19 protein-coding genes are annotated in these 20504 nt (G+C 57.1%); 6 read left to right on the plus strand and 13 right to left on the minus strand.

Annotated features, from left to right (window positions below; all coding sequences use genetic code 11):
- Nucleotides 1-8 precede the first annotated feature (8 nt).
- From ppdD to hofC, 3 genes are read left to right on the plus strand one after another with little or no spacing between them, the layout of a single operon-like run.
- A complete protein-coding gene (gene ppdD / locus EH164_RS18490; protein ID WP_023480358.1) occupies nt 9-443 on the plus strand; it encodes a prepilin peptidase-dependent pilin in 435 nt (144 codons plus the stop codon).
- A gap of 9 nt (nt 444-452) precedes the next feature.
- Complete coding sequence (gene gspE / locus EH164_RS18495; RefSeq protein ID WP_124969783.1) at nt 453-1847, plus strand: type II secretion system protein GspE; 1395 nt, start codon at nt 453-455, stop codon at nt 1845-1847.
- Nucleotides 1837-3039: a protein transport protein HofC gene (hofC, locus tag EH164_RS18500; protein ID WP_124969785.1), complete on the plus strand. Its 1203-nt coding sequence runs from the start codon at nt 1837-1839 to the stop codon at nt 3037-3039. Before gspE ends, hofC begins: the two co-directional genes overlap by 11 nt.
- Before the next feature lie 40 nt (nt 3040-3079).
- Here the strand turns inward: hofC and EH164_RS18505 are convergent, their stop codons facing one another.
- Entirely contained in the window at nt 3080-4123 is a 1044-nt protein-coding gene (locus tag EH164_RS18505) for a GMP reductase (RefSeq protein ID WP_023480391.1), read from the minus strand.
- Between the two features lie 319 nt (nt 4124-4442).
- On the opposite strand from EH164_RS18505, the gene coaE reads away from it, so the two are divergent.
- From coaE to yacG, 3 genes are read left to right on the plus strand one after another with little or no spacing between them, the layout of a single operon-like run.
- Complete coding sequence (coaE, locus tag EH164_RS18510; protein WP_023480460.1) at nt 4443-5063, plus strand: dephospho-CoA kinase; 621 nt, start codon at nt 4443-4445, stop codon at nt 5061-5063.
- Nucleotides 5063-5806, plus strand: coding sequence for a cell division protein ZapD (gene zapD / locus EH164_RS18515; protein ID WP_124969788.1), 744 nt, complete (start codon nt 5063-5065; stop codon nt 5804-5806). The genes coaE and zapD overlap by 1 nt, the downstream gene beginning before the upstream one ends.
- A gap of 9 nt (nt 5807-5815) precedes the next feature.
- Nucleotides 5816-6010 carry a DNA gyrase inhibitor YacG gene (gene yacG / locus EH164_RS18520; RefSeq protein WP_023480199.1) on the plus strand — a complete coding sequence of 65 codons (195 nt, stop codon included), beginning with the start codon at nt 5816-5818 and terminating at the stop codon, nt 6008-6010.
- 25 nt (nt 6011-6035) lie between these two features.
- On the opposite strand, the gene mutT is transcribed toward yacG, so the two are convergent.
- The 12 genes from mutT to murD all read right to left on the minus strand — a co-directional run bounded on the left by mutT (nt 6036) and on the right by murD (nt 20502).
- Nucleotides 6036-6437 carry an 8-oxo-dGTP diphosphatase MutT gene (mutT, locus tag EH164_RS18525; protein WP_124969792.1) on the minus strand — a complete coding sequence of 134 codons (402 nt, stop codon included), beginning with the start codon at nt 6435-6437 and terminating at the stop codon, nt 6036-6038.
- A gap of 59 nt (nt 6438-6496) precedes the next feature.
- A complete protein-coding gene (gene secA / locus EH164_RS18530; protein WP_124969795.1) occupies nt 6497-9202 on the minus strand; it encodes a preprotein translocase subunit SecA in 2706 nt (901 codons plus the stop codon).
- Nucleotides 9203-9259: 57 nt separating this feature from the next.
- A complete protein-coding gene (gene secM / locus EH164_RS18535; RefSeq protein WP_023480225.1) occupies nt 9260-9763 on the minus strand; it encodes a secA translation cis-regulator SecM in 504 nt (167 codons plus the stop codon).
- 281 nt (nt 9764-10044) lie between these two features.
- Nucleotides 10045-10962 (minus strand): UDP-3-O-acyl-N-acetylglucosamine deacetylase, encoded by a 918-nt coding sequence (gene lpxC, locus EH164_RS18540; protein WP_023480366.1) that lies wholly within the window; start codon nt 10960-10962, stop codon nt 10045-10047.
- A gap of 100 nt (nt 10963-11062) precedes the next feature.
- A complete protein-coding gene (gene ftsZ / locus EH164_RS18545) occupies nt 11063-12211 on the minus strand; it encodes a cell division protein FtsZ (protein ID WP_124969798.1) in 1149 nt (382 codons plus the stop codon).
- 114 nt (nt 12212-12325) lie between these two features.
- The gene (ftsA, locus tag EH164_RS18550; protein ID WP_023480191.1) at nt 12326-13582 is read right to left on the minus strand and encodes a cell division protein FtsA; all 1257 of its coding nucleotides are present in this window, start codon (nt 13580-13582) and stop codon (nt 12326-12328) included.
- Nucleotides 13579-14430, minus strand: coding sequence for a cell division protein FtsQ (gene ftsQ, locus EH164_RS18555; protein ID WP_042718391.1), 852 nt, complete (start codon nt 14428-14430; stop codon nt 13579-13581). The genes ftsA and ftsQ overlap by 4 nt, the downstream gene beginning before the upstream one ends.
- A gap of 1 nt (nt 14431) precedes the next feature.
- The gene (locus tag EH164_RS18560; RefSeq protein ID WP_124969801.1) at nt 14432-15352 is read right to left on the minus strand and encodes a D-alanine--D-alanine ligase; all 921 of its coding nucleotides are present in this window, start codon (nt 15350-15352) and stop codon (nt 14432-14434) included.
- Nucleotides 15345-16817, minus strand: coding sequence for a UDP-N-acetylmuramate--L-alanine ligase (gene murC, locus EH164_RS18565; protein ID WP_042718388.1), 1473 nt, complete (start codon nt 16815-16817; stop codon nt 15345-15347). The genes EH164_RS18560 and murC overlap by 8 nt, the downstream gene beginning before the upstream one ends.
- Nucleotides 16818-16877: 60 nt before the next feature.
- Nucleotides 16878-17945 (minus strand): undecaprenyldiphospho-muramoylpentapeptide beta-N-acetylglucosaminyltransferase, encoded by a 1068-nt coding sequence (gene murG / locus EH164_RS18570; RefSeq protein WP_124969804.1) that lies wholly within the window; start codon nt 17943-17945, stop codon nt 16878-16880.
- Nucleotides 17945-19186: a cell division protein FtsW gene (gene ftsW, locus EH164_RS18575; RefSeq protein WP_054802800.1), complete on the minus strand. Its 1242-nt coding sequence runs from the start codon at nt 19184-19186 to the stop codon at nt 17945-17947. Before ftsW ends, murG begins: the two co-directional genes overlap by 1 nt.
- Nucleotides 19186-20502, minus strand: a complete 1317-nt coding sequence (gene murD, locus EH164_RS18580) for a UDP-N-acetylmuramoyl-L-alanine--D-glutamate ligase (protein ID WP_124969807.1) — start codon at nt 20500-20502, stop codon at nt 19186-19188. Before murD ends, ftsW begins: the two co-directional genes overlap by 1 nt.
- Between the last annotated feature and the right edge of the window lie 2 nt (nt 20503-20504).

Here is a 20504-nt window from a genome sequence, read left to right on the forward strand (position 1 = left end):
AGCCGTCTATGAACAGACAACACGGATTTACCCTCATTGAGCTGATGGTGGTGATTGGCATCATCGCCATTCTGAGCGCCATCGGCATTCCCGCCTATCAAAACTACCTGCGCAAAGCGGCGCTAACGGACATGCTGCAAACCTTTGTTCCCTACCGCACCGCCGTCGAGCTCTGCGCGCTGGAGCGCGGCGGCGTCGATAGCTGCGATGCCAGCAGCAATGGCATCCCCGCTCCAACGACGACGCGTTATGTCGCCGCGCTCAGCGTTGCCAAAGGCGTGGTTTCGCTCACCGGCCAGGAGAGTCTTAACGGTTTGAGCGTGGTGATGACACCGCAATGGAGCAGCGCAAATGGCATTCAGGGGTGGACGCGCAGCTGTAATACCGAGGCAGACAGTGCGCTGCAGCAGGCGTGCGAAGACGTTTTCCGTACCGGTCGATAAGGATATCTGATGAAAGAGAACAAACTCGAGGCGCTGTGCCGCCGCCATAACGCGGCATTACTGAGCAAAGATGATGAAGCACTGGTTATCGCGGTTGTAGGCAGCCCGAGCATGGAGCTCATGGAGTCACTCAGTTTCGTTGCTCAACAGCGCGTTGATATCCGCTGCTGGACGCAGGATGAAATGGAAAAGCATCAACAGCTTGCCGCGCAGTTACTACCTGCGGCAAGTGTCGCACTCACCGAGGAGAGCGGCTCGGCGGTTGAGATCATCAACCATACGCTGCAGCAGGCGCTGATGCTGCGCGCATCGGATATCCATTTCGAGCCGGGCGAGACGCACTACGCAATCCGCCTGCGAGTGGATGGCGTGCTCCATCCGCTGTCGCCCCTGCCCTGTACTCTCTCCGATACTCTGACCGCCCGGTTAAAAGTGATGGGCAATCTGGATATCGCCGAGCGGCGACTGCCGCAGGATGGGCAGTTTACCGTCACCCTCGCCGATCAGCCGGTGTCATTTCGTATTGCCACACTGCCCTGCCGTCACGGCGAGAAAGTGGTGCTGCGGCTGCTGCACCAGGTAAACCAGGCGCTGGCACTGCCCGCGCTCGGCATGACTGACGCGCAGCTGGCACAGTTCAATGCCGCGCTGGCGCAGCCGCAAGGTTTACTGCTGGTGACCGGTCCCACGGGCAGCGGAAAAACCGTCACGCTCTACAGCGCGTTGCAGGCGCGCAATAAACCGGAGGTTAATCTTTGCAGCGTGGAAGATCCGGTGGAGATCCCGCTTGCCGGGCTGAACCAAACCCAGATAGCACCGCGCGCCGGGCTCACTTTTCAGAGCGTGCTACGTGCCCTGCTGCGCCAGGATCCCGACGTCATTATGGTCGGCGAGATCCGCGATGGTGAAACCGCCGAGATTGCCATCAAGGCTGCGCAGACGGGTCACCTGGTGCTGTCGACGCTGCATACAAACTCCACCAGCGAAACGCTGGTGCGGATTGAGCAGATGGGCGTGGCGCGCTGGATGATCTCTTCGGCATTATCGCTGGTGGTTGCCCAGCGGCTGGTGCGTAAGCTCTGCCCCCACTGCCGCAAACTGGCAACGGAGAGCATTCATCTGCCGGATAACGTCTGGTCACGCCCGCTGCCACGCTGGCGCGCTCAGGGATGTGAAGCCTGTTATCACGGTTTCTACGGCCGGGTTGCGCTATTTGAGATCCTCAACATCACACCGCCGATCCGCCAGGCGATTGCCAGCGGCATGAGCGTGAACGAGATTGAGCAGTGCGCGCGTGAAGGGGGCATGACAACGCTCTTTCACCATGGCTGCCAGGCGGTTGAACAGGGGCTGACGACCTTTGAGGAGCTGGTGCGGATACTGGGTTACCCGCATGGCGAGTAGGCAACTCTGGCAATGGTCGGGGCTGGATGATAGCGGTGAACTGCAAGCGGGGCTGCTCTGGAGTGAAAGCCGCGCGGCGGCGGTATTGTGCCTGCTACAGCAACAATGCCATCCGCTGACGCTGAAACGTCGACCGGTGCGTGCGCGTCTGTGGAGCCCTGAGCAGAGTACGCCGCTGCTCAACCAGCTTGCCACCCTGCTTCAGGCCGGGCTGACACTGCCGGAAGGACTACAGCTGATGGCGGAGCAGCATCCGTCCAGGCAGTGGCAGGCACTGCTGCACAGCCTGTCAGCGGCACTCGAAGAAGGGGAAACCTTCTCTGCGGCGCTGCGTCAGTGGCCGGAGGTATTTCCCCCGCTCTGGCAGGCGATGATCCGCACCGGTGAACTGACCGGCAAGCTGGACGAGTGCTGCTTCAGGCTCGCTGCGCAGCAAAAAGCGCAGCATGAACTGAAGCTGAAGGTGAAAAAGGCGCTGCGCTACCCGCTGATTATTCTGTCGCTGACTGCGGCGGTGGTGCTGGCGATGATCTACCTGGTGCTGCCGGAGTTCGCCGCCATCTACCAGACCTTCAATACGCCGCTGCCAGCATTAACGCGCGGGGTGATTGCGGGAGCGGAGATAGTCAAACAGTGCGCGCTGCCTTTGATGCTGCTTAGCGTGCTGGCAGGCGTGCTGCTGCTACGGCTACGTAATAACGATAACTGGCTTCGTGCCTGTCAGCGGTTGCTGCTTGCCAGCCCGGTCATCGGGCCGCTGGTGCGCGGGCAGCGCCTGAGCCAGATCTTTACCGTCTTGTCGCTGACCCAGCGTGCCGGTATCGCCTTTTTACAGGGGCTGGAGAGCGTGACCGAAACGGTGGTCTGCCCCTACTGGCGGGATCTGTTAGTGCGCGCGCAGCAGGAGATAACCGAGGGTGCACCGATATTTGCCGCGTTAAAAGCGAGCGGCGAGTTTCCACCGCTCTGCATACAGCTGGTGCGAACCGGGGAACTGTCAGGCGCACTCGACAGCATGCTGGATAATCTGGCGCAGTATCACAGTGAGCAGACGCAGCATCAGGCCGACGGGCTGGCGGCGGTGCTGGAGCCGCTGATGCTGGTGGTGACAGGGATAATCATTGGTGTGCTGGTGGTGGCGATGTACCTGCCCATCTTTCATCTTGGCGATGCGATGGGCGGTACGGGCTGATGGCGGTACAACGCGTTAAGCCGCGTTTACCGCAAGCCATTTACAGGCTGTTGAAAACGCGGTTTTCCTGCTCCTGAACGCGAATAAAGGTGGTGCGTTTGGTCAGCTCTTTCAGACGAGAGGCACCGACGTAAGTGCAGGCGGAACGTAAACCACCGAGGATATCGCGCGCGGTGTTCTCAACCGGGCCACGCAGCGGAAGCTTGACGGTTTTACCTTCAGCGGCACGGTAGCCTGCCACGCCACCAACGTGACGGTTCATCGCCGACTCAGAGCTCATGCCGTAGAAGAGCATAAACTTCTCGCCATTCTCTTCCATCAGCGTGCCGCCGCTCTCTTCATGCCCTGCCAGCATACCGCCGAGCATCACGAAGTCTGCGCCGCCGCCAAAGGCTTTGGCAACATCGCCCGGCACGGTGCAACCGCCGTCGCTGACGATCTGGCCGCCGAGGCCGTGCGCCGCATCGGCACACTCAATCACCGCCGAGAGCTGCGGGTAACCGACGCCGGTTTTCACGCGCGTCGTGCAGACAGAGCCAGGGCCAATGCCCACTTTGACGATATCGGCACCGGAGAGGATCAGCTCTTCGCACATTTCGCCGGTTACGACGTTGCCCGCGCAGATCGTTTTGTCCGGCCAGGCTTCACGGGCCTTAGCCAAAAACTGCACGAAGTGTTCGGAGTAGCCGTTAGCAACGTCGATGCAGACAAAATTGAGGGACGGATGCAGCGCGAGGATCTGTTTGGTTTTTTCGAAATCGGCATCGGATGTGCCGGTTGAAACCATTACGTGGCGCAGCACAGAGTCGGCCTGCGCCTGCACAAATGCTCGCCACTCTTCAACGGAGTAGTGCTTGTGTACGGCAGTCAGAATATCGAACGAGGCCAGCGCTTTCGCCATGGCGAATGTCCCTACGGTATCCATATTGGCAGCGATAACCGGTACGCCAGACCAGCGCATTCCTGAGTGCTTGAAAGTGAATTCGCGCTCCAGTTCAACATCGGAACGGCTTTTAAGAGTGGAACGTTTAGGGCGGATAAGAACGTCTTTGAAACCTAACTTCAAATCTTCTTCGATACGCATGTAGGGATTCCTGGGGTTAATGGCGCTAAGACAAACTCACAACTCCAGTGACGCTATCATACGCACTAATAAGGGCCGCGCAAGACTGCGAAAATCTCTTTTTTTACGCTACAATCCTATAAATTTACCTGGTGAATATGCCAGTTTCAGTTAATTGATTTCTTTATTGTCTGATTGATTTTCAAATTACTGATTCCTATAAATAAAAAAAGAGTGGCTTTGCTTTTTTTCACGCTAAGTCTGCTGCGGTTTCGTTGTGATGAGTGGCGAAAATAACAGCAGAGAATGAGTCTGGCAGCCCCTTACAGGATTGAGCGTTATGAAGTATAAGGTCGCGTTAACGGGCGGTATTGGCAGCGGTAAAAGTACCGTGGCGGACGCGTTCGCCAAACAGGGCGTTAACGTTATCGATGCAGACGTTATTGCCCGCCAGGTCGTCGAGCCTGGCACCCCTGCGCTACGCGCGATTGCCGAAAAATTCGGCGATGAAATGATCCTCGCGGACGGCTCACTCAACCGTCGCTTACTGCGCGAACATATTTTTGCCTCTGACGTTGATAAGCGCTGGCTCAACGGCTTGCTGCACCCGCTTATTCAGCAAGAGACCGAGCGTCAGATGGCCCGGGCGACATCACCTTATGTGCTGTGGGTCGTTCCGCTGCTGGTGGAGAACCAGCTGTACCACAAAGCCGATCGGGTATTAGTCATTGACGTTCCGGTTGAGACGCAAATTTTACGCACCATGCGCCGTGACGGCGTGACCCGCGAACATGCTGAACAGATCCTCGCCGCGCAGGCTACGCGCGATGCGCGGCTTGCCGTCGCGGATGATGTCATTGACAATAATGGCGCACCAGATGCAATCGCATCGGATGTTGCCCGCCTGCATGCGCACTATCTCGCTCTCGCCGCGCAGGCCGTATCACAGGAAAAACCGTAATGCACACCCACATCCTTTTTGAACATCCGCTGAATGAAAAAATGCGCACCTGGCTGCGCGTCGAGTTCTTACTGCAACAACTCTCCGTACATTTGCCCGTCAGCGACCACGCTGGCGCGCTGCACTTCTTCCGTAACGTGGGCGATCTGCTGGATGTGTTCGAGCGCGGTGATACCCGTACTGAATTGTTGAAAGAGTTGGAGCGCCAGCAACGTAAGCTGCAAGCCTGGAGCGAAGTGCCGGGCGTCGATCCCAGACGTATTGAAGAGATCCGCCAACAGCTGAAAGGGAGCGGTGCCGTGCTGATGAATGCGCCGCGTATTGGTCAGATGTTACGTGAGGATCGGCTGATTGCGCTGGTACGCCAGCGCTTAAGCATTCCCGGCGGCTGCTGTAGCTTCGATCTGCCGACTCTGCATATGTGGTTACACTTACCGCAGGAGCAGCGCGATGCGCAGGTCAACTACTGGCTGGAGAGCCTGGAACCGCTGCGCGCTACCCTGACATTAATCCTCGATCTGATCCGCAACGCCGCCCCGTATCGTCGCCAGACCAGCCTGAACGGTTTCTACCAGGATAACGGTGATGATGCCGATCTGCTGCGTCTGCAACTGCCGCTCGAGGCGCGGCTTTACCCGCAAATCTCCGGCCATAAAAGCCGTTTTGCCATTCGTTTTATGCCCCTCGACAGCGAACACGGCACGGTGCCGGAGCGGCTCGATTTTGAATTAGCCTGCTGTTAAGGAACTCTGATGACTGATAAGACAATTGTGAATTGCCCGACCTGCGGCAAACCTGTGGTATGGGGCGAAGCCAGCCCGTATCGCCCTTTTTGCTGCAAACGCTGCCAGCTGATTGACCTCGGCGAATGGGCGGCGGAAGAGAAACGCATCCCAAGCTCGGGCGATCTCTCAGACAGCGATGAATGGAGCGAAGAGCAACAGTAATCCCGGGCTGCCCGCTGGCTGAAGGTCAGCGGGTCTTGCTCAGCGCAATCAGTTTTGTAATAACTGGTTCGTTAGCCGGGGGAAAATCTTCTACTTTCAGCGCGCTCTGCGCAATCCACTCGCCTGGCTGCCCCTCTTTCCCCCACGGTTCGCCCTGCCATTTATCCACCAGCCAGAACCAGAGCGTGATATGGCGGTCGGGAAATTCATACTCCAGCTTATCGAACAGCGTGGCGCTTTGCGTGGTGATGCCCACCTCTTCCTGCAGCTCACGGATCATCGCCTGCTCAGGCGTTTCACCCGCTTCGATTTTGCCGCCGGGAAACTCGCGCATGTTTGCCATATGCGCATCGGCCGCGCGCCGGGTAATAAAGATTTCGCCCTGCGGATTACGAATAATACCGACGGCAATATTGAGTATCTTCATGCTGCTGACTCCATAAAAAAGGCGCAGATCTCTGCGCCTTTTTATCTGTTAATTAGCGATTATGCGAGACGGCCATGGCACTGTTTATATTTTTTACCGGAACCGCACGGGCAAGGATCGTTCCGGCCGACTTTGCGCTCGCCAGATTGATCGGCAAGTGCGGCGGCAGCAGCGGCTTCATCGTCCTGATGGCTTAGCTGCTGCATCTGTGCCAGACGCTCGGCCTCTTCGCGGCGCTGCTGCTCCATCGCTTCCACCTCTTCCGGCATGCGCACCTGCACCTTGCTCAGAGTGCTGATCACTTCATACTTCAGTGACTCCAGCATCGCGGCGAACATGGCGAAGGATTCACGCTTGTACTCCTGCTTCGGATCTTTTTGCGCGTAGCCGCGCAGATGGATCCCCTGACGCAGATAATCCATCGCCGCCAGGTGCTCTTTCCACAGGGAGTCGAGAGTTTGCAGCATGACGCCTTTCTCGAAGTGACGCATCATCTCCGCGCCGACCACTTCCTCTTTACGCTGGTAGGTCTCTACCGCGCTCTGCAGAATACGCTCACGCAGCGTCTCTTCATGCAGGTTAGGCTCTTTATCCAGCCACTCTGCGATCGGCAGGTCGAGGTCGAAATCATTTTTCAGACGCTCCTGCAGGCCAGGAATATCCCACATCTCTTCCAGAGACTGCGGCGGAATGTGCCCGTCGATGGTCGCTTTGAAGACATCTTCACGAATGCTGTTGATGGTTTCGCTCACATCGGTCACATCCAGCAGTTCGTTACGCTGAGTGTAGATTGCGCGACGCTGATCGTTCGCCACATCATCATATTCCAGCAGTTGCTTACGGATATCGAAGTTGCGGCTTTCCACTTTACGCTGCGCGTTAGCAATCGCTTTTGTCACCCACGGGTGCTCAATCGCTTCACCCGGCTTCATGCCAAGCTTGCGCATCATGCCGGAGACGCGATCGGAGGCGAAAATACGCATCAGCGCATCTTCCATCGAGAGGTAGAAACGGGAAGAGCCCGCATCGCCCTGACGACCGGAACGGCCGCGCAGCTGGTTATCGATACGGCGCGATTCATGGCGCTCGGTACCAATAATGTGCAGACCGCCTGACGCCAGCACCGCGTCATGACGTTTCTGCCACTCGGCTTTCAGCTCTGCAACCTGTTCAGGCGTCGGATCGACAAGCTCGGCCAGCTCAGACTGCCAGCTGCCGCCCAGCACGATATCGGTACCACGGCCCGCCATGTTGGTGGCAATAGTGACCGCGCCCGGATAACCGGCCTGTGCCACGATATCGGCTTCTTTGGCGTGGAATTTGGCGTTCAGTACGTTATGTTTGATGCCCGCTTTGGTTAACTCATTCGACACCACTTCTGATTTTTCAATCGAGATGGTACCAACCAGCACCGGCTGACCGTTGGCAGTACGCTCTTTGATATCTTCGATGATCGCCTGGATTTTTTCCGCTTCGGTCATATAGACCAGATCCGCCATATCTTTACGGATCATCGGGCGGTTGGTCGGCACAACCACGGTATCGAGTTTGTAGATGGAGCTGAATTCAAACGCTTCGGTATCTGCGGTACCGGTCATACCGGCCAGTTTTTCATACAGACGGAAGTAGTTCTGGAAGGTGATGGAAGCCAGCGTCTGGTTTTCGTTCTGGATCTCAACGCCTTCTTTGGCCTCAACGGCCTGGTGCAGGCCATCGGACCAGCGGCGGCCCTGCATCGTACGACCGGTGTGCTCATCAACGATGATCACTTCGCCCTCTTTCACGATGTAATCAACATCGCGGGTAAAGAGCACATGGGCACGCAGCGCGGCGGTAACGTGATGCATCAGCATAATGTTGGTCGGGGAGTAAAGCGACTCACCCTCCTCCATGATGCCCTCTTTCACCAGCAGCTCTTCAATCAGTACCAGACCGCGCTCGGTCAGGGTAACCTGACGCGCTTTCTCGTCGACAGAGAAGTGGCCTTCGCCCTGGAAAGTGTCAGAATCCTCTTTCTCCTGGCGCACCAGGTGAGGAATGATTTTGTTCACTTTTTTGTAGAGATCGGAGCTATCTTCCGCCGGACCGGAGATGATAAGCGGCGTACGCGCTTCATCGATCAGGATGGAGTCCACCTCATCCACCAGCGCATAGTGCAGCTTACGCTGAACGCGCTCTTCCGGGCTGAAAGCCATGTTGTCGCGCAGGTAGTCGAAGCCATATTCGTTGTTGGTGCCGTAGGTGATATCGGCGGCGTAAGCTTCGCGTTTTGCGACAGACGGCATGCCCGGCAGGTTGATGCCGACGGTCAGGCCGAGGAATTCAAACAGCGGACGGTTGTTTTCGGCATCACGCTGCGCCAGATAGTCGTTGACGGTAACCACGTGCACGCCTTTGCCGCTCAGCGCGTTGAGGTAGGCCGGCAGGGTTGCGGTCAGGGTTTTACCTTCACCGGTGCGCATCTCGGCGATGCAGCGATCGTTCAGCACCATGCCGCCAAGCAGCTGCACATCAAAGTGGCGCATGCCGAAGACGCGTTTACTGGCTTCGCGTACCACCGCGAAAGCTTCTGGCAACAGGGAGTCCACGCTTTCGCCCTTCTCAAGACGCGCGCGGAACTCTACCGTCTTCCCTTTCAGCTCATCATCGCTGAGCTTCTCAAGGGCCGGTTCCATGGCATTGATCTGGTTGACGGTTTTACGCATACGACGCAGCGTACGATCGTTGCGGCTACCGAATACTTTTGTTAACAAATTTAGCATGATAAAAAATCTCTGATACTCCGCTCAGCGAAGCGAAAAAATGGATGAATAGGGCTTTTTTTAGCTGAGGGAGTATGGGCCTGCGCGGATACCCTGCGCCTGGCTAATCCAGTTCGAGACACTGAACGTTGCGAATGGTGTAAAAGAGAGGCGATCCGCAAGGCGTACGATCGCCGGCGGCTTGCTTTCGACGTTAAGCAGCGCGCTTAGCGTATCGAGCAGGGCAAGATGGTGTGCCTGAATCGGCAAAGGCTCTTCCGTTGCGGCGGCCAGCGTTTGCGGCGCCATGGCGAACGAAAGATGACGAATAACGGTGCGGATGGCGTGCTGATGCCAGTAATCGACGGTGAAGTTCGGGCGGCGTTTCGCTTCCAGCAGCGCAAGGCTGGTAAAATTGGCCGTGGTCGCCGAAGCGTGATTGCGCGTCGTTTCGCGCGTGGCATGGGTTTCGGTATTACTGGCAAGCGCAGGCAAGCCAAAACTCGCCGCGACCATCCCTAATAAGAGATGCGGCCAGAAATAGCGTCTGCCAAATTGTCGCCAACGCGTCAGTATTCCGCTCACTTGCTCCACCAAAAAAGACGCGTCCATGATGTTGCGTCTATGAAAGTCGATTGCGCCCAAATCTTATCACTAATGCCGCCGCCACACAGCAGGAAACAGGCCTGACGCGCGTGAAAACTGGCGAGGAAAGCAGCAATCAAACGCAGGATCGTAGCGTTGAAAAGATTTCCGGAAAGATTAGTCGTAAAGAGAGGGTTTTGCGGCGCGCAAAAAGAAAAACGACTGGTTCCCCTGACCGGAGAGAGTGCCAGGTTAACCAGTCGATTGTTTAGGTTATGGCGTTATGCCAGAACCATTGAAGGTGCTTTAAATGCCAGCGGCAGTTCAGCTTCGTCTTCGAAGGTCACATATTCCCAGGCTTCCTGTTTTGCCAGGACAGCCTGCAGAAGTTTGTTGTTCAGCGCATGACCGGATTTATAAGCGGTAAACGCACCGATAATGTTGTGACCACACATAAAGAGGTCGCCGATTGCATCGAGCATTTTGTGGCGCACGAATTCATCTTCGAAACGCAGGCCGTCTTCGTTCAGTACGCGATAATCGTCAACTACGATGGCACAATCGAAGCTTCCGCCCAGGCACAGGCCGCGGGACTGAAGGTATTCGATATCACGCATGAAACCGAAGGTACGCGCGCGGCTAATCTGGCGCATAAATGCGTCGGCAGAGAAGTTCATCGCGTAGCGTTGCGTGCTTGCATCAATCGCCGGGTGGTTGAAGTCGATGGTGAAATCGAGCGTAAAACCATTATGCGGTTTGAACTCGGCCCACTTATCGCCATCTTCAACGCGCACCGTCTCTTTGATGCGAACGAATTTCTTGGCACTGTTCAGCTCTTCGACCCCTGCGTCAAGCAACAGGTATACGAACGGTGCTGCACTGCCATCCATAATTGGAATTTCCGGTGCATCGACTTCGACAATAATGTTGTCGATACCCAGCCCCGCCAGAGCCGCATTTAAGTGCTCGACGGTGGAAATCCGCACGTCATGCTCGTTGACCAGACAAGTACAGAGCATAGTATCACGCACAGATTTAGCATCAGCCGGAAAGTCTACCGGTGGATTTAAGTCAGTGCGACGATAGATGACCCCGGTATTTGCCGGCGCAGGGCGCAACGTCAGTGTGACTTTCTTGCCGGTATGTAAACCGACACCAGTCGCCTGAACGATACGTTTAAGAGTCCTTTGTTTGATCATCGTATAATCTCGCCTTATTACCAATCCAACCAAATTGTATAACACAATGGGTGGGCCAGTTTAGCACAAAGAGCGAACATGCCCAACTTCCAGTAAATTCTTAGTCCGCCTGCTTACGCAGAAACGCCGGAATATCCAGATAATCGGGCTCTTTGGTGGTCTGCGGCATATTGTCGTTAACCACTTTCGCCGGCTTCTGCTCCTGCTGCATCGGCTGCATGCCGTGCTGCTGATAGCGATCCATAACCGGCTGCTGCGCCTGTTTGTTAGTTACCAGAGTAATCTCAGGACGCTTGTCCATACCGATACCGGTGGCAACAACGGTCACACGCAGTTCGTCGTTCATATCCGGGTCGAGAGAGGTACCGATAACCACCGTCGCGTTATCAGAAGCGAACGCACGAATGGTGTTACCGACGGTCTCGAACTCATCCAGACGCAGGTCGAAGCCCGCGGTGATGTTAACCAGCACACCACGCGCGCCAGAAAGATCGATATCTTCCAGCAGCGGGCTGGAGATCGCCATTTCTGCCGCTTCTTCCGCACGATCTTCACCGCTTGCCACGCCGGAGCCCATCATTGCGTAGCCCATTTCGGACATCACGGTGCGCACGTCGGCGAAGTCGACGTTCATCAGACCCGGACGGGTAATCAGCTCGGCGATACCCTGCACCGCGCCTTTCAGCACGTCGTTTGCCGCGCCAAACGCGTCAAGCAGAGAGATACCGCGACCCAGCACTTTCAGCAGCTTGTCGTTCGGGATAGTGATCAGGGAATCGACATGTTTTGAGAGCTCGGTAATACCCTGCTCTGCAAAGGCCATGCGCTTCTTGCCTTCAAAGTTGAACGGCTTAGTCACCACCGCAACGGTCAGAATGCCTAAGTCTTTAGCAACTTCAGCTACCACAGGCGCCGCACCGGTACCGGTACCGCCACCCATGCCCGCTGCGATAAAGACCATGTCAGCGCCTTCCAGCGCAGCGCGCAGCGCTTCACGATCTTCTTCAGCCGCATTACGACCGACTTCAGGGTTAGCCCCTGCGCCCAGACCTTTGGTAATACCGCCACCGATCTGAATGGTTTGCCCTACCGCCGTCTTACGCAACGCCTGAGCGTCGGTATTCACCGCGAAGAACTCAACCCCTTCGATGCGCTCGCGCACCATATGCTCTACGGCATTACCGCCGCCGCCACCGACGCCGATGACTTTAATCACCGCGTCGTTGGTTAATTCCATTGGTTCAAACATAATCTCTCTCCGTCTTTACGCCTCATCCACCTGGCAGCCCGTGGGCCGCTTATCAGGATTGGCGTATGTGCCTGTCGCCTGAAACCGCTAATTTTCTACGGTCTCTGAAAAAAATTAAAACTCTTTTCGCAGCCAGCTGTTGATTCGTTTGAACCACGAACCGACTGACGTCCGCTTTTCCACTTCCGCTTCACCACTTAAATGGGTCTCTTTCCCGTAGTGCAGCAACCCAACCGCCGTAGAGTAATACGGCTCCTGGGCGTAATCAGTTAAGCCAGTAATATTGAGCGGTGCACCAATACGCACCTGCGTATGGAACACACGTTGCGCGCAGGCCGCCAGACCTTCAATCTGCGCCGCGCCGCCGGTTAATACAATCCCTGCCGCAAGATGATGTTTCACACCCTGCTGGCGAAGCTGCTCCTGCAACTGCAATATCTCGTCGTTGACCAGGTTGAGCAGCTCGGTATAGCGCGGCTCAATCACATCTGCCAGCGTCTGGCGCTGCAGGCTGCGCGGCGGTCGACCGCCCACGCTCGGTACTTCCACGCTCTCATCTTTACCGACCAGCGATCCCAGCGCGCAACCGTGGCGAACTTTAATCGCTTCCGCATCGCTCGGCGGTGTACCGAAGGCATAGGCGATATCGCTGGTTACCACATTCCCCGCGTAAGGGATCACTTTGGTGTGGCGCAGCGCGCCACCGGTATAAACGGCCATGTCCATTGTACCACCGCCGATGTCAACGACGCAGACGCCCAGTTCGCGTTCATCTTCCGTCAACACCGAATAGCTGGAGGCCAGCCCGGCAAAGATAAGTTGGTCAACTTTCAAACCACATCGTTCAACGGCTTTAACGATGTTTTTCGCCATATCGTTATGGCAAGTAATCAGGTGTACTTTCGCCTGCATACGCACGCCGGAAAGGCCTACCGGGTTTTTAATGCCCTCCTGGTAGTCAATGGCGTACTCCTGCGGAATCACGTGCAACACGCGGTGTTCATCGCGTACGCGGACTGATTTCGCGGTATGCACCACGTTTTCCACATCTTCCAGCGTCACTTCTTCTTCTGAAATCGGCACCATACCAATTTCGTTCTGGCAACTAATGTGTTTCCCCGAGAGCGCAAGGTAGACCGAGGAGATCTGGCAATCGGCCATCAGTTCGGCCTGATCGATGGCGCGCTGTACGCACTTCACCACCGACTCCAGATCGTTCACCCCGCCTTTGTCCATCCCACGGGATGGGCAACTGCCTACGCCAATGATATTAACAATACCGTCGGGCAGAACTTCCCCTACTAAAGCGGCGACCTTCGCGGTGCCAATCTCCAGTCCAACTACCAGTTTTCTGTCCGTCGCCTTGATCATTGTTGCTCTGCCTGTGCCTGATTCTGTTGTGCCTGATTTTGCTGCTGATCCGCTTGTTCCTGTACAGGGGCAGGCTTCCAGCCTACCGCCGCGCCTGAGTCATAGCGCAAATCCACGTAGCTTATCTCTTTGCCATCCGTCTGGGCCTGCTGCTGCAGCACCGGGTAGAGTTCAACAAAGCGCGCCAGACGTTTCATCGTATCGCCACGGCCCAGGTTGAGCTTAATATCATTGCTCAGCGTCACCTGCCAGGAGCGCCGCGCGGTCATCGCCGCTTCTTTCAGCGTGAACTTATCCTTTGCCAGCACCTGTCCCATATCGCGGTATCCCTGCAGCACTTCGTTTTCGCTGCCTTCCGGGCCATACAGCATCGGCAATATCTGCTTGCTGGTGCGTTCCGCCGGTACGCTAAAGGCGTTGCCGTCCGCATCAACCATATGCTGGTCATTCCACCGCGCTATGGGCACATATTCAACCAGATGAATCTTCAATTCGTCCGGCCACTGCTTTCTTACGCTCGCCTGCTTGATCCACGGCAGGCGCTCAATCTGGCTCTGAATGATATTGACGTCCTGAGACATAAAGGTCCCGGGTGCGCCAAGCGCCAGAATGGACTGGCGAATATCATCATTGCGCGTGTAGTGACGATCGCCGGTTAAGACCAGCTTCGACAGCGGTAACCGCTGTGCGTCATCCATCCAGCCGAGCACGATCCAGCCACTCACCAACACGGTGCACAGTACCGTCAACAGGAACACAATGCCGGCAAGGCGCGTTCCATTGTTGCGGCGGGAGGTCGTTACCGCCTCCGCTTCGCGATTTCGCGTGTTCAGCGCAGCCTGAGACATATCACTCCGCCAGTTCCAGAATACGAACAACAAGCTGGGTAAAGCTCAGCCCCGCCTGACGCGCCGCCATCGGCACCAGGCTATGGCTGGTCATACCCGGCGAGGTATTCGCTTCCAGCAAGTAAAATTGACCATCGCTGTCGAGCATGGCATCAATTCGCCCCCAGCCGCGGCAGCCTAAAACCTGCCACGCTTTGGCGATCAGCGCCTGTAAAGCCGCTTCCCGCTCTGCTTCCAGACCTGATGGGCAGAAATACTGCGTCTCATCAGAGAGATACTTCGCCTCATAATCATAGAAGATTCCCGCCGGTTGAATGCGAATCGACGGTAAATTTTCATTTCCAAGCAACGCGACGGTAAATTCCGGGCCACTGAGCCATTTTTCGATCAGAACTTCATCATCGTGTTGAAAAGCAAGCGCTAAAGCCGCCTGCAGATCGCTACTTTCGTTGACCTTTGACATCCCGACGCTTGAGCCTTCACGGCTTGGCTTAACGATCAGGGGTAAGCCCAACGCTTCAATACTTTGAATATCAGACACTTGCAGGCCTGATTCAAACTCGCTGCGCGTCAGCGCAACCCACGGCGCGACTGGTAAACCCGCGCCCTGCCACAGCAGTTTGCTGCGCAGTTTATCCATTGAAATCGCAGAGGCCATCACCCCGCTGCCGGTGTAAGGAACGCCGGTCAGCTCCAGCAGACCCTGCAACGTGCCATCTTCACCGCCGCGGCCATGCAGGGCGATAAACGCTTTACTGAAGCCCATCTCTTTCAGGCGGGTTACATCAACCTCGCGCGGATCGATGGCATGGGCGTCAACACCACCTTCACGCAGCCCGGCAAGCACAGCCGCGCCTGAATTAAGCGACACATCGCGCTCGGCGGAGGTGCCACCCAGCAGAACGGCAACTTTCTCAGCCACGCTGCACCTCCTCGCTCTGCGGAACCAGTTTGCACTGCGCGAGGCTACGGGCGATCTTACCGATATTGCCCGCGCCCTGAATCAGGATCAGATCGTTACCGGTCAGCACCGGGGCCAGCATCGCTGCCACCTGATCCGGATCGGAGACCAGGATCGGGTCGATCTTGCCGCGACCGCGGATCGTGCGGCACAGCGAACGGCTGTCAGCACCCGGGATCGCCGTTTCGCCCGCGGCATAAACTTCCAGCATCAGCAGCTTATCCACCTGCGTCAGCACGTTGGCGAAATCGTCATAGAGATCGCGGGTACGCGTATAGCGGTGAGGCTGGAAAATCATCACCAGATTTTTATCCGGCCAGCCGGCGCGCGCGGCTTTAATCGTGGCGTCCACTTCCGTTGGATGGTGACCGTAATCATCAACCAGCATCGCGCTGCCGCTGTTGCCATTCACCGCTTCCAGCGGAAACTCGCCGAGGAAATCAAAGCGGCGGCCGGTGCCCTGGAAGCTCTCCAGCGCGCGCAGAATCGCTTCGTCGTCAATCCCCTCTTCCGTCGCCACGGCCACCGCCGCTGCGGCGTTAAGCGCATTATGGCGACCCGGCGCATTGAGCGTTACGCGCAGCGCCGGTTTATCCTGGCGCACCAGCGTAAAGTGGCCCTGCGGCCCCTGCTGGCGGTACTCTTCAACGCGCACATCGGCGTCGTCGCTAAATCCATAGGTGGTAATTTGACGACCAACGCGCGGCAGCAGCTCGCGAATCACCGGGTCATCAACACACATCACCGCACGCCCATAAAACGGCAGGTTGTGCAGGAAGTTGATAAAGGTCGTTTTCAAATTCTCGAAGTCACCCTGGTACGTATCCATATGGTCGGCTTCGATATTGGTCACAATCGCCACCATCGGTTGCAGGTGCAGGAAGGAGGCATCGCTCTCATCCGCTTCGGCAATCAGATAGCGGCTATGACCGAGGCGCGCATGCACCCCGGCCGCTTTTACCAGCCCGCCGTTAACGAAGGTCGGATCCAGACCCGCTTCTGCGTAGATACTGGAGACCATGGCGGTGGTGGTCGTCTTTCCGTGCGTCCCGGCGATAGCGATGCCGTGACGAAAACGCATTAATTCAGCCAGCATCTCTGCGCGGCGGATCACCGGGATACGTGCTTCCTGCGCGGCAACAATCTCTGGGTTATCGGCAGAGATGGCGCTGGAGACCACAACAACGCTCGCATCGAGCACATTTTCCGGGCGATGGTTGAAGTAGATGGTGGCGCCAAGGGACGTCAGCTGCTGCGTCACCGGGTTTGGCGCTAAATCAGAACCGCTAATCTGGTAGCCTTCGTTGGCCAGCACTTCGGCAATACCGCCCATGCCAGCACCGCCGATGCCAACGAAGTGAATGTGCCGGACGCGACGCATCTCGGGCACGATTAAACGCAGTTTCGCAAGTTCTTGTGTATTCATTTTCTAAACGCCATCAACTTCTAAAAAAATTGGCGCGACGCAAACAGGCGTCGCCACGATTTAACCTTGAGCCACAAGGCTCACTTCATGCGCCACCCGCTCGGTGGCGTCGGGGATGGCTGCCGCGCGAGCGCGTTCCGCCATCTCTCTTAATGCTTCACGATCCCAGCCCGCAAGCGTTGCTGCCACGGCATCAACGGTAAACTGCGGCTGTTCAAGGATCTTCGCCGCGCCCACTTTCTCCAGCGGCAGGGCATTCCAGTACTGCTGTCTGTCTTTGTGCTGAAACGGCACAAACAGCGCTGGCAGACCGGCAGCGGCGATTTCGCTTACCGTCAGCGCGCCGGAGCGGCAAACGACCACATCCGCCCACGCATAGGCTTTAGCCATATCGTCAATAAATTCAGTAACTTTATGCTGCGCCTGACCCGCAGTGGCATATGCCTGCTCGACATCCTGCTGCGCGCCTTTCCCGCTCTGATGCCAGATGGTGATCGCCGCGCCCAGTTTAGCCGCCACCTGCGGCATGGTCTGGTTCAGCACGCGTGCACCCTGCGAGCCGCCAACTACCAGCACGCGAATGGGTCCTTCGCGGCCCGGCAGGCGCATCTGCGGCAGGGGCAGCGCCAGCACATCGACGCGCACCGGGTTCCCCACCACTTCCGCTTTCGGAAATGCGCCGGGAAACGCCTGCATCACTTTGGTGGCGATCTTCGCCAGCCACTTGTTGGTCAAACCGGCAATACCGTTCTGCTCATGCAGGACAACCGGAATACCGAGCGACCAGGCGGCAAGACCGCCAGGGCCGGAAACATACCCGCCCATGCCCAGCACCACGTCCGGCTTGAAGCGCTTCATAATGTCGCGCGCCTGACGCCAGGCATTAAAGATACGCACCGGCGCGAGCAGCAGCGCTTTCAGCCCTTTGCCGCGCAGGCCAGAGATGCGGATGAAGTCGATATCAATGCCATGTTTCGGCACCAGGTCAGCCTCCATACGATCGGCGGTTCCGAGCCAGCGTACTTGCCAGCCCTGATCCATCAAATGGTGCGCCACAGCGAGACCGGGGAAAACATGCCCGCCGGTTCCGCCTGCCATCACCATTAACCGCTTAGGTTGACCACTCATCACACACCTCGTGTAAACGCCTGAGCTTTCTTCAGACGCGTTTCATAATCTATCCGTAGCAACAGCGTAATCGCCGTCGACATAATCAATAAACTGGAGCCGCCGTAACTGATCAGCGGCAGGGTTAAGCCTTTGGTCGGCAGCATACCGGCTGCCGCACCGACGTTAACCAGCGCCTGGAAGCTAAACCAGATACCTATGGAGCAGGCAAGGAAACCGGAGAAGCGGTGGTCAATCTCCAGCGCTTTTCTGCCAATGGACATGGCGCGGAAAGCGACGAAGAATACCATTAAAAGTGCGGCTACCACACCGATATAACCGAGTTCTTCGCCGATGATGGAGAAGATAAAGTCGGTATGCGCTTCCGGCAGATACTCCAGCTTCTGCACCGAGTTGCCGAGCCCCTGCCCCCACAGCTCGCCGCGGCCAAACGCCATCAGCGACTGGGTTAACTGATATCCGCTGCCAAACGGATCTTCCCACGGGTTCCAGAAGGAGGTTACGCGGCGAATACGATAGGGTTCAGCGAGGATCAGCAGCACCACTGCCGAGATACCCATGCCGATAATGGCGATGAACTGCCACAGCTTCGCACCCGCGAGGAACAGCATCGCCAGCGTAGTAATAAACAGCACCACCACCGTACCGAGGTCAGGCTGCGCCAGCAGCAGCACCGCCAGCACGAGGATCACACCCATCGGTTTTAAGAAGCCGCGCAGGTTATTACGTACCTCGTCCACTTTGCGCACCAGGTAGTTCGCCAGGTAGCAGAAGAGCGACAGCTTGGTGAACTCCGCCGGCTGGAAGCGCATGATGCCAAGGTCAATCCAGCGCGATGCACCGTTGATCGAACTCCCCACCACCAGCACCACTAACAGCATAATGATCGCCGCGATCAGCATCACCGAGCTGTACTTCTGCCAGAACTCCATCGGCAGACGCAGCGTGATCATCGCCATACAGAACGACAGGAACAGATAAAGCCCATGGCGTTTGGCGAAGAAGAAGGGATCGTCCGTCAAACGCTGACCGACCGGCATTGACGCCGAGGTCACCATAATGAAGCCGATCGCCGCCAGGCCCAGCGTCAACCACAGCAGCGTGCGGTCGTACATCACCAGGCTGTCGGTATCTTTCTGTCGCGAGCCCATGACCCAGCCTTTCAATGCCGCAAACAGCCACGCCAGGATCCCATAACCTGGCAGACGCGGCATTCTCGGGCGGGGAAGCGTTAAACGCATTAGCCTAACTCCTGCGCCAGACGGGTGAACTGGTCGCCCCGTTGTTCGAAATTCTTAAACTGATCGAGGCTGGCACAGGCCGGCGACAACAGCACCATATCCCCTGGCTGCACACGCGCGGCAATTAAGCGCATCGCCTGATCCATAGTTTCGGTCTGCTCAGCTACATCCGGGCGCAGCGCAGCCAGCTCAGCGCCATCGCGCCCGAAGCAGTAAAGACGAATACGATCGCCGCCGAGATAGCGCTTCAGCGGCGTGAAGTCCGCCGATTTGCCGTCGCCGCCCAGCAGCAGATGCAGCGTACCCTCCACCTGCAGGCCATTAAGCGCCGCTTCGGTGCTGCCGACGTTGGTCGCTTTCGAGTCGTTGATCCAGCGCACGCCGTTATGCTCAAACGCCAGCTGGAAGCGGTGCGCCAGCCCGCCAAAAGTGGTCAGCGCTTTCAGGCTGCTGGCGCGCGGTAAACCTGCCGCATCCGCCAGCGCCAGCGCCGCCAGCGCGTTGGTGTAGTTGTGCTGGCCGCTCAGTTTCATCTCTTTGACGTTCAGCACCTTCTCACCTTTTACCCGCAGCCAGATTTCGCCCTGCTGGCGGTTGAGGTGATAGTCACCAACGTCAACGCCAAAGCTGACGCAGCGCTCATCGGCACCGCGAACCGGCATGGTCAGAGCGTCATCGGCATTGACCACGCACACTTTGGCGTTTTCATAGATACGCAGTTTGGCGGCGCGGTACTGCTGCAGGCCAAACGGATAGCGATCCATATGATCTTCAGTAACGTTGAGAATGGTTGCCGCCACGGCGTGCAGGCTGGAGGTGGTTTCCAGTTGGAAGCTGGAGAGCTCCAGCACATAAAGCTCGCGCGCGTCGTCCAGCAGCATTAGCGCTGGCAGGCCAATATTACCGCCGACGCCAACGTTTTTACCGGCCGCTTCCGCCATCTCACCGACCAGTTTGGTGACGGTGCTTTTGCCGTTCGAACCGGTAATGGCGATGATCGGTGCCTGCGCTTCACGGCAGAAGAGCTCGATATCGCCGACAATCTCAACGCCCGCGTCCGCTGCCGCACTGAGCGACGGATGCGCCAGCGCCATACCGGGGCTGGCGACAATCAGATCGGCGCTCTGCAACCAGTTATCGTTAAGACTACCAAGATGGCGCTCGACCGTTTCCGGCAGCTTATCCAGCCCCGGCGGCGACGTGCGGGTATCCATCACCTTAGGCGTGACGCCGCGCGCGAGGAAAAAGTCCACGCAGGAAAGGCCCGTCAGGCCTAAACCGATAATGACGACTTTTTTACCCTGGTAATCTGCCATGA

It is taken from the genome of Kosakonia sp. CCTCC M2018092 (assembly GCF_003864115.1).
Taxonomy (GTDB): Bacteria; Pseudomonadota; Gammaproteobacteria; order Enterobacterales; family Enterobacteriaceae; genus Kosakonia; species Kosakonia cowanii.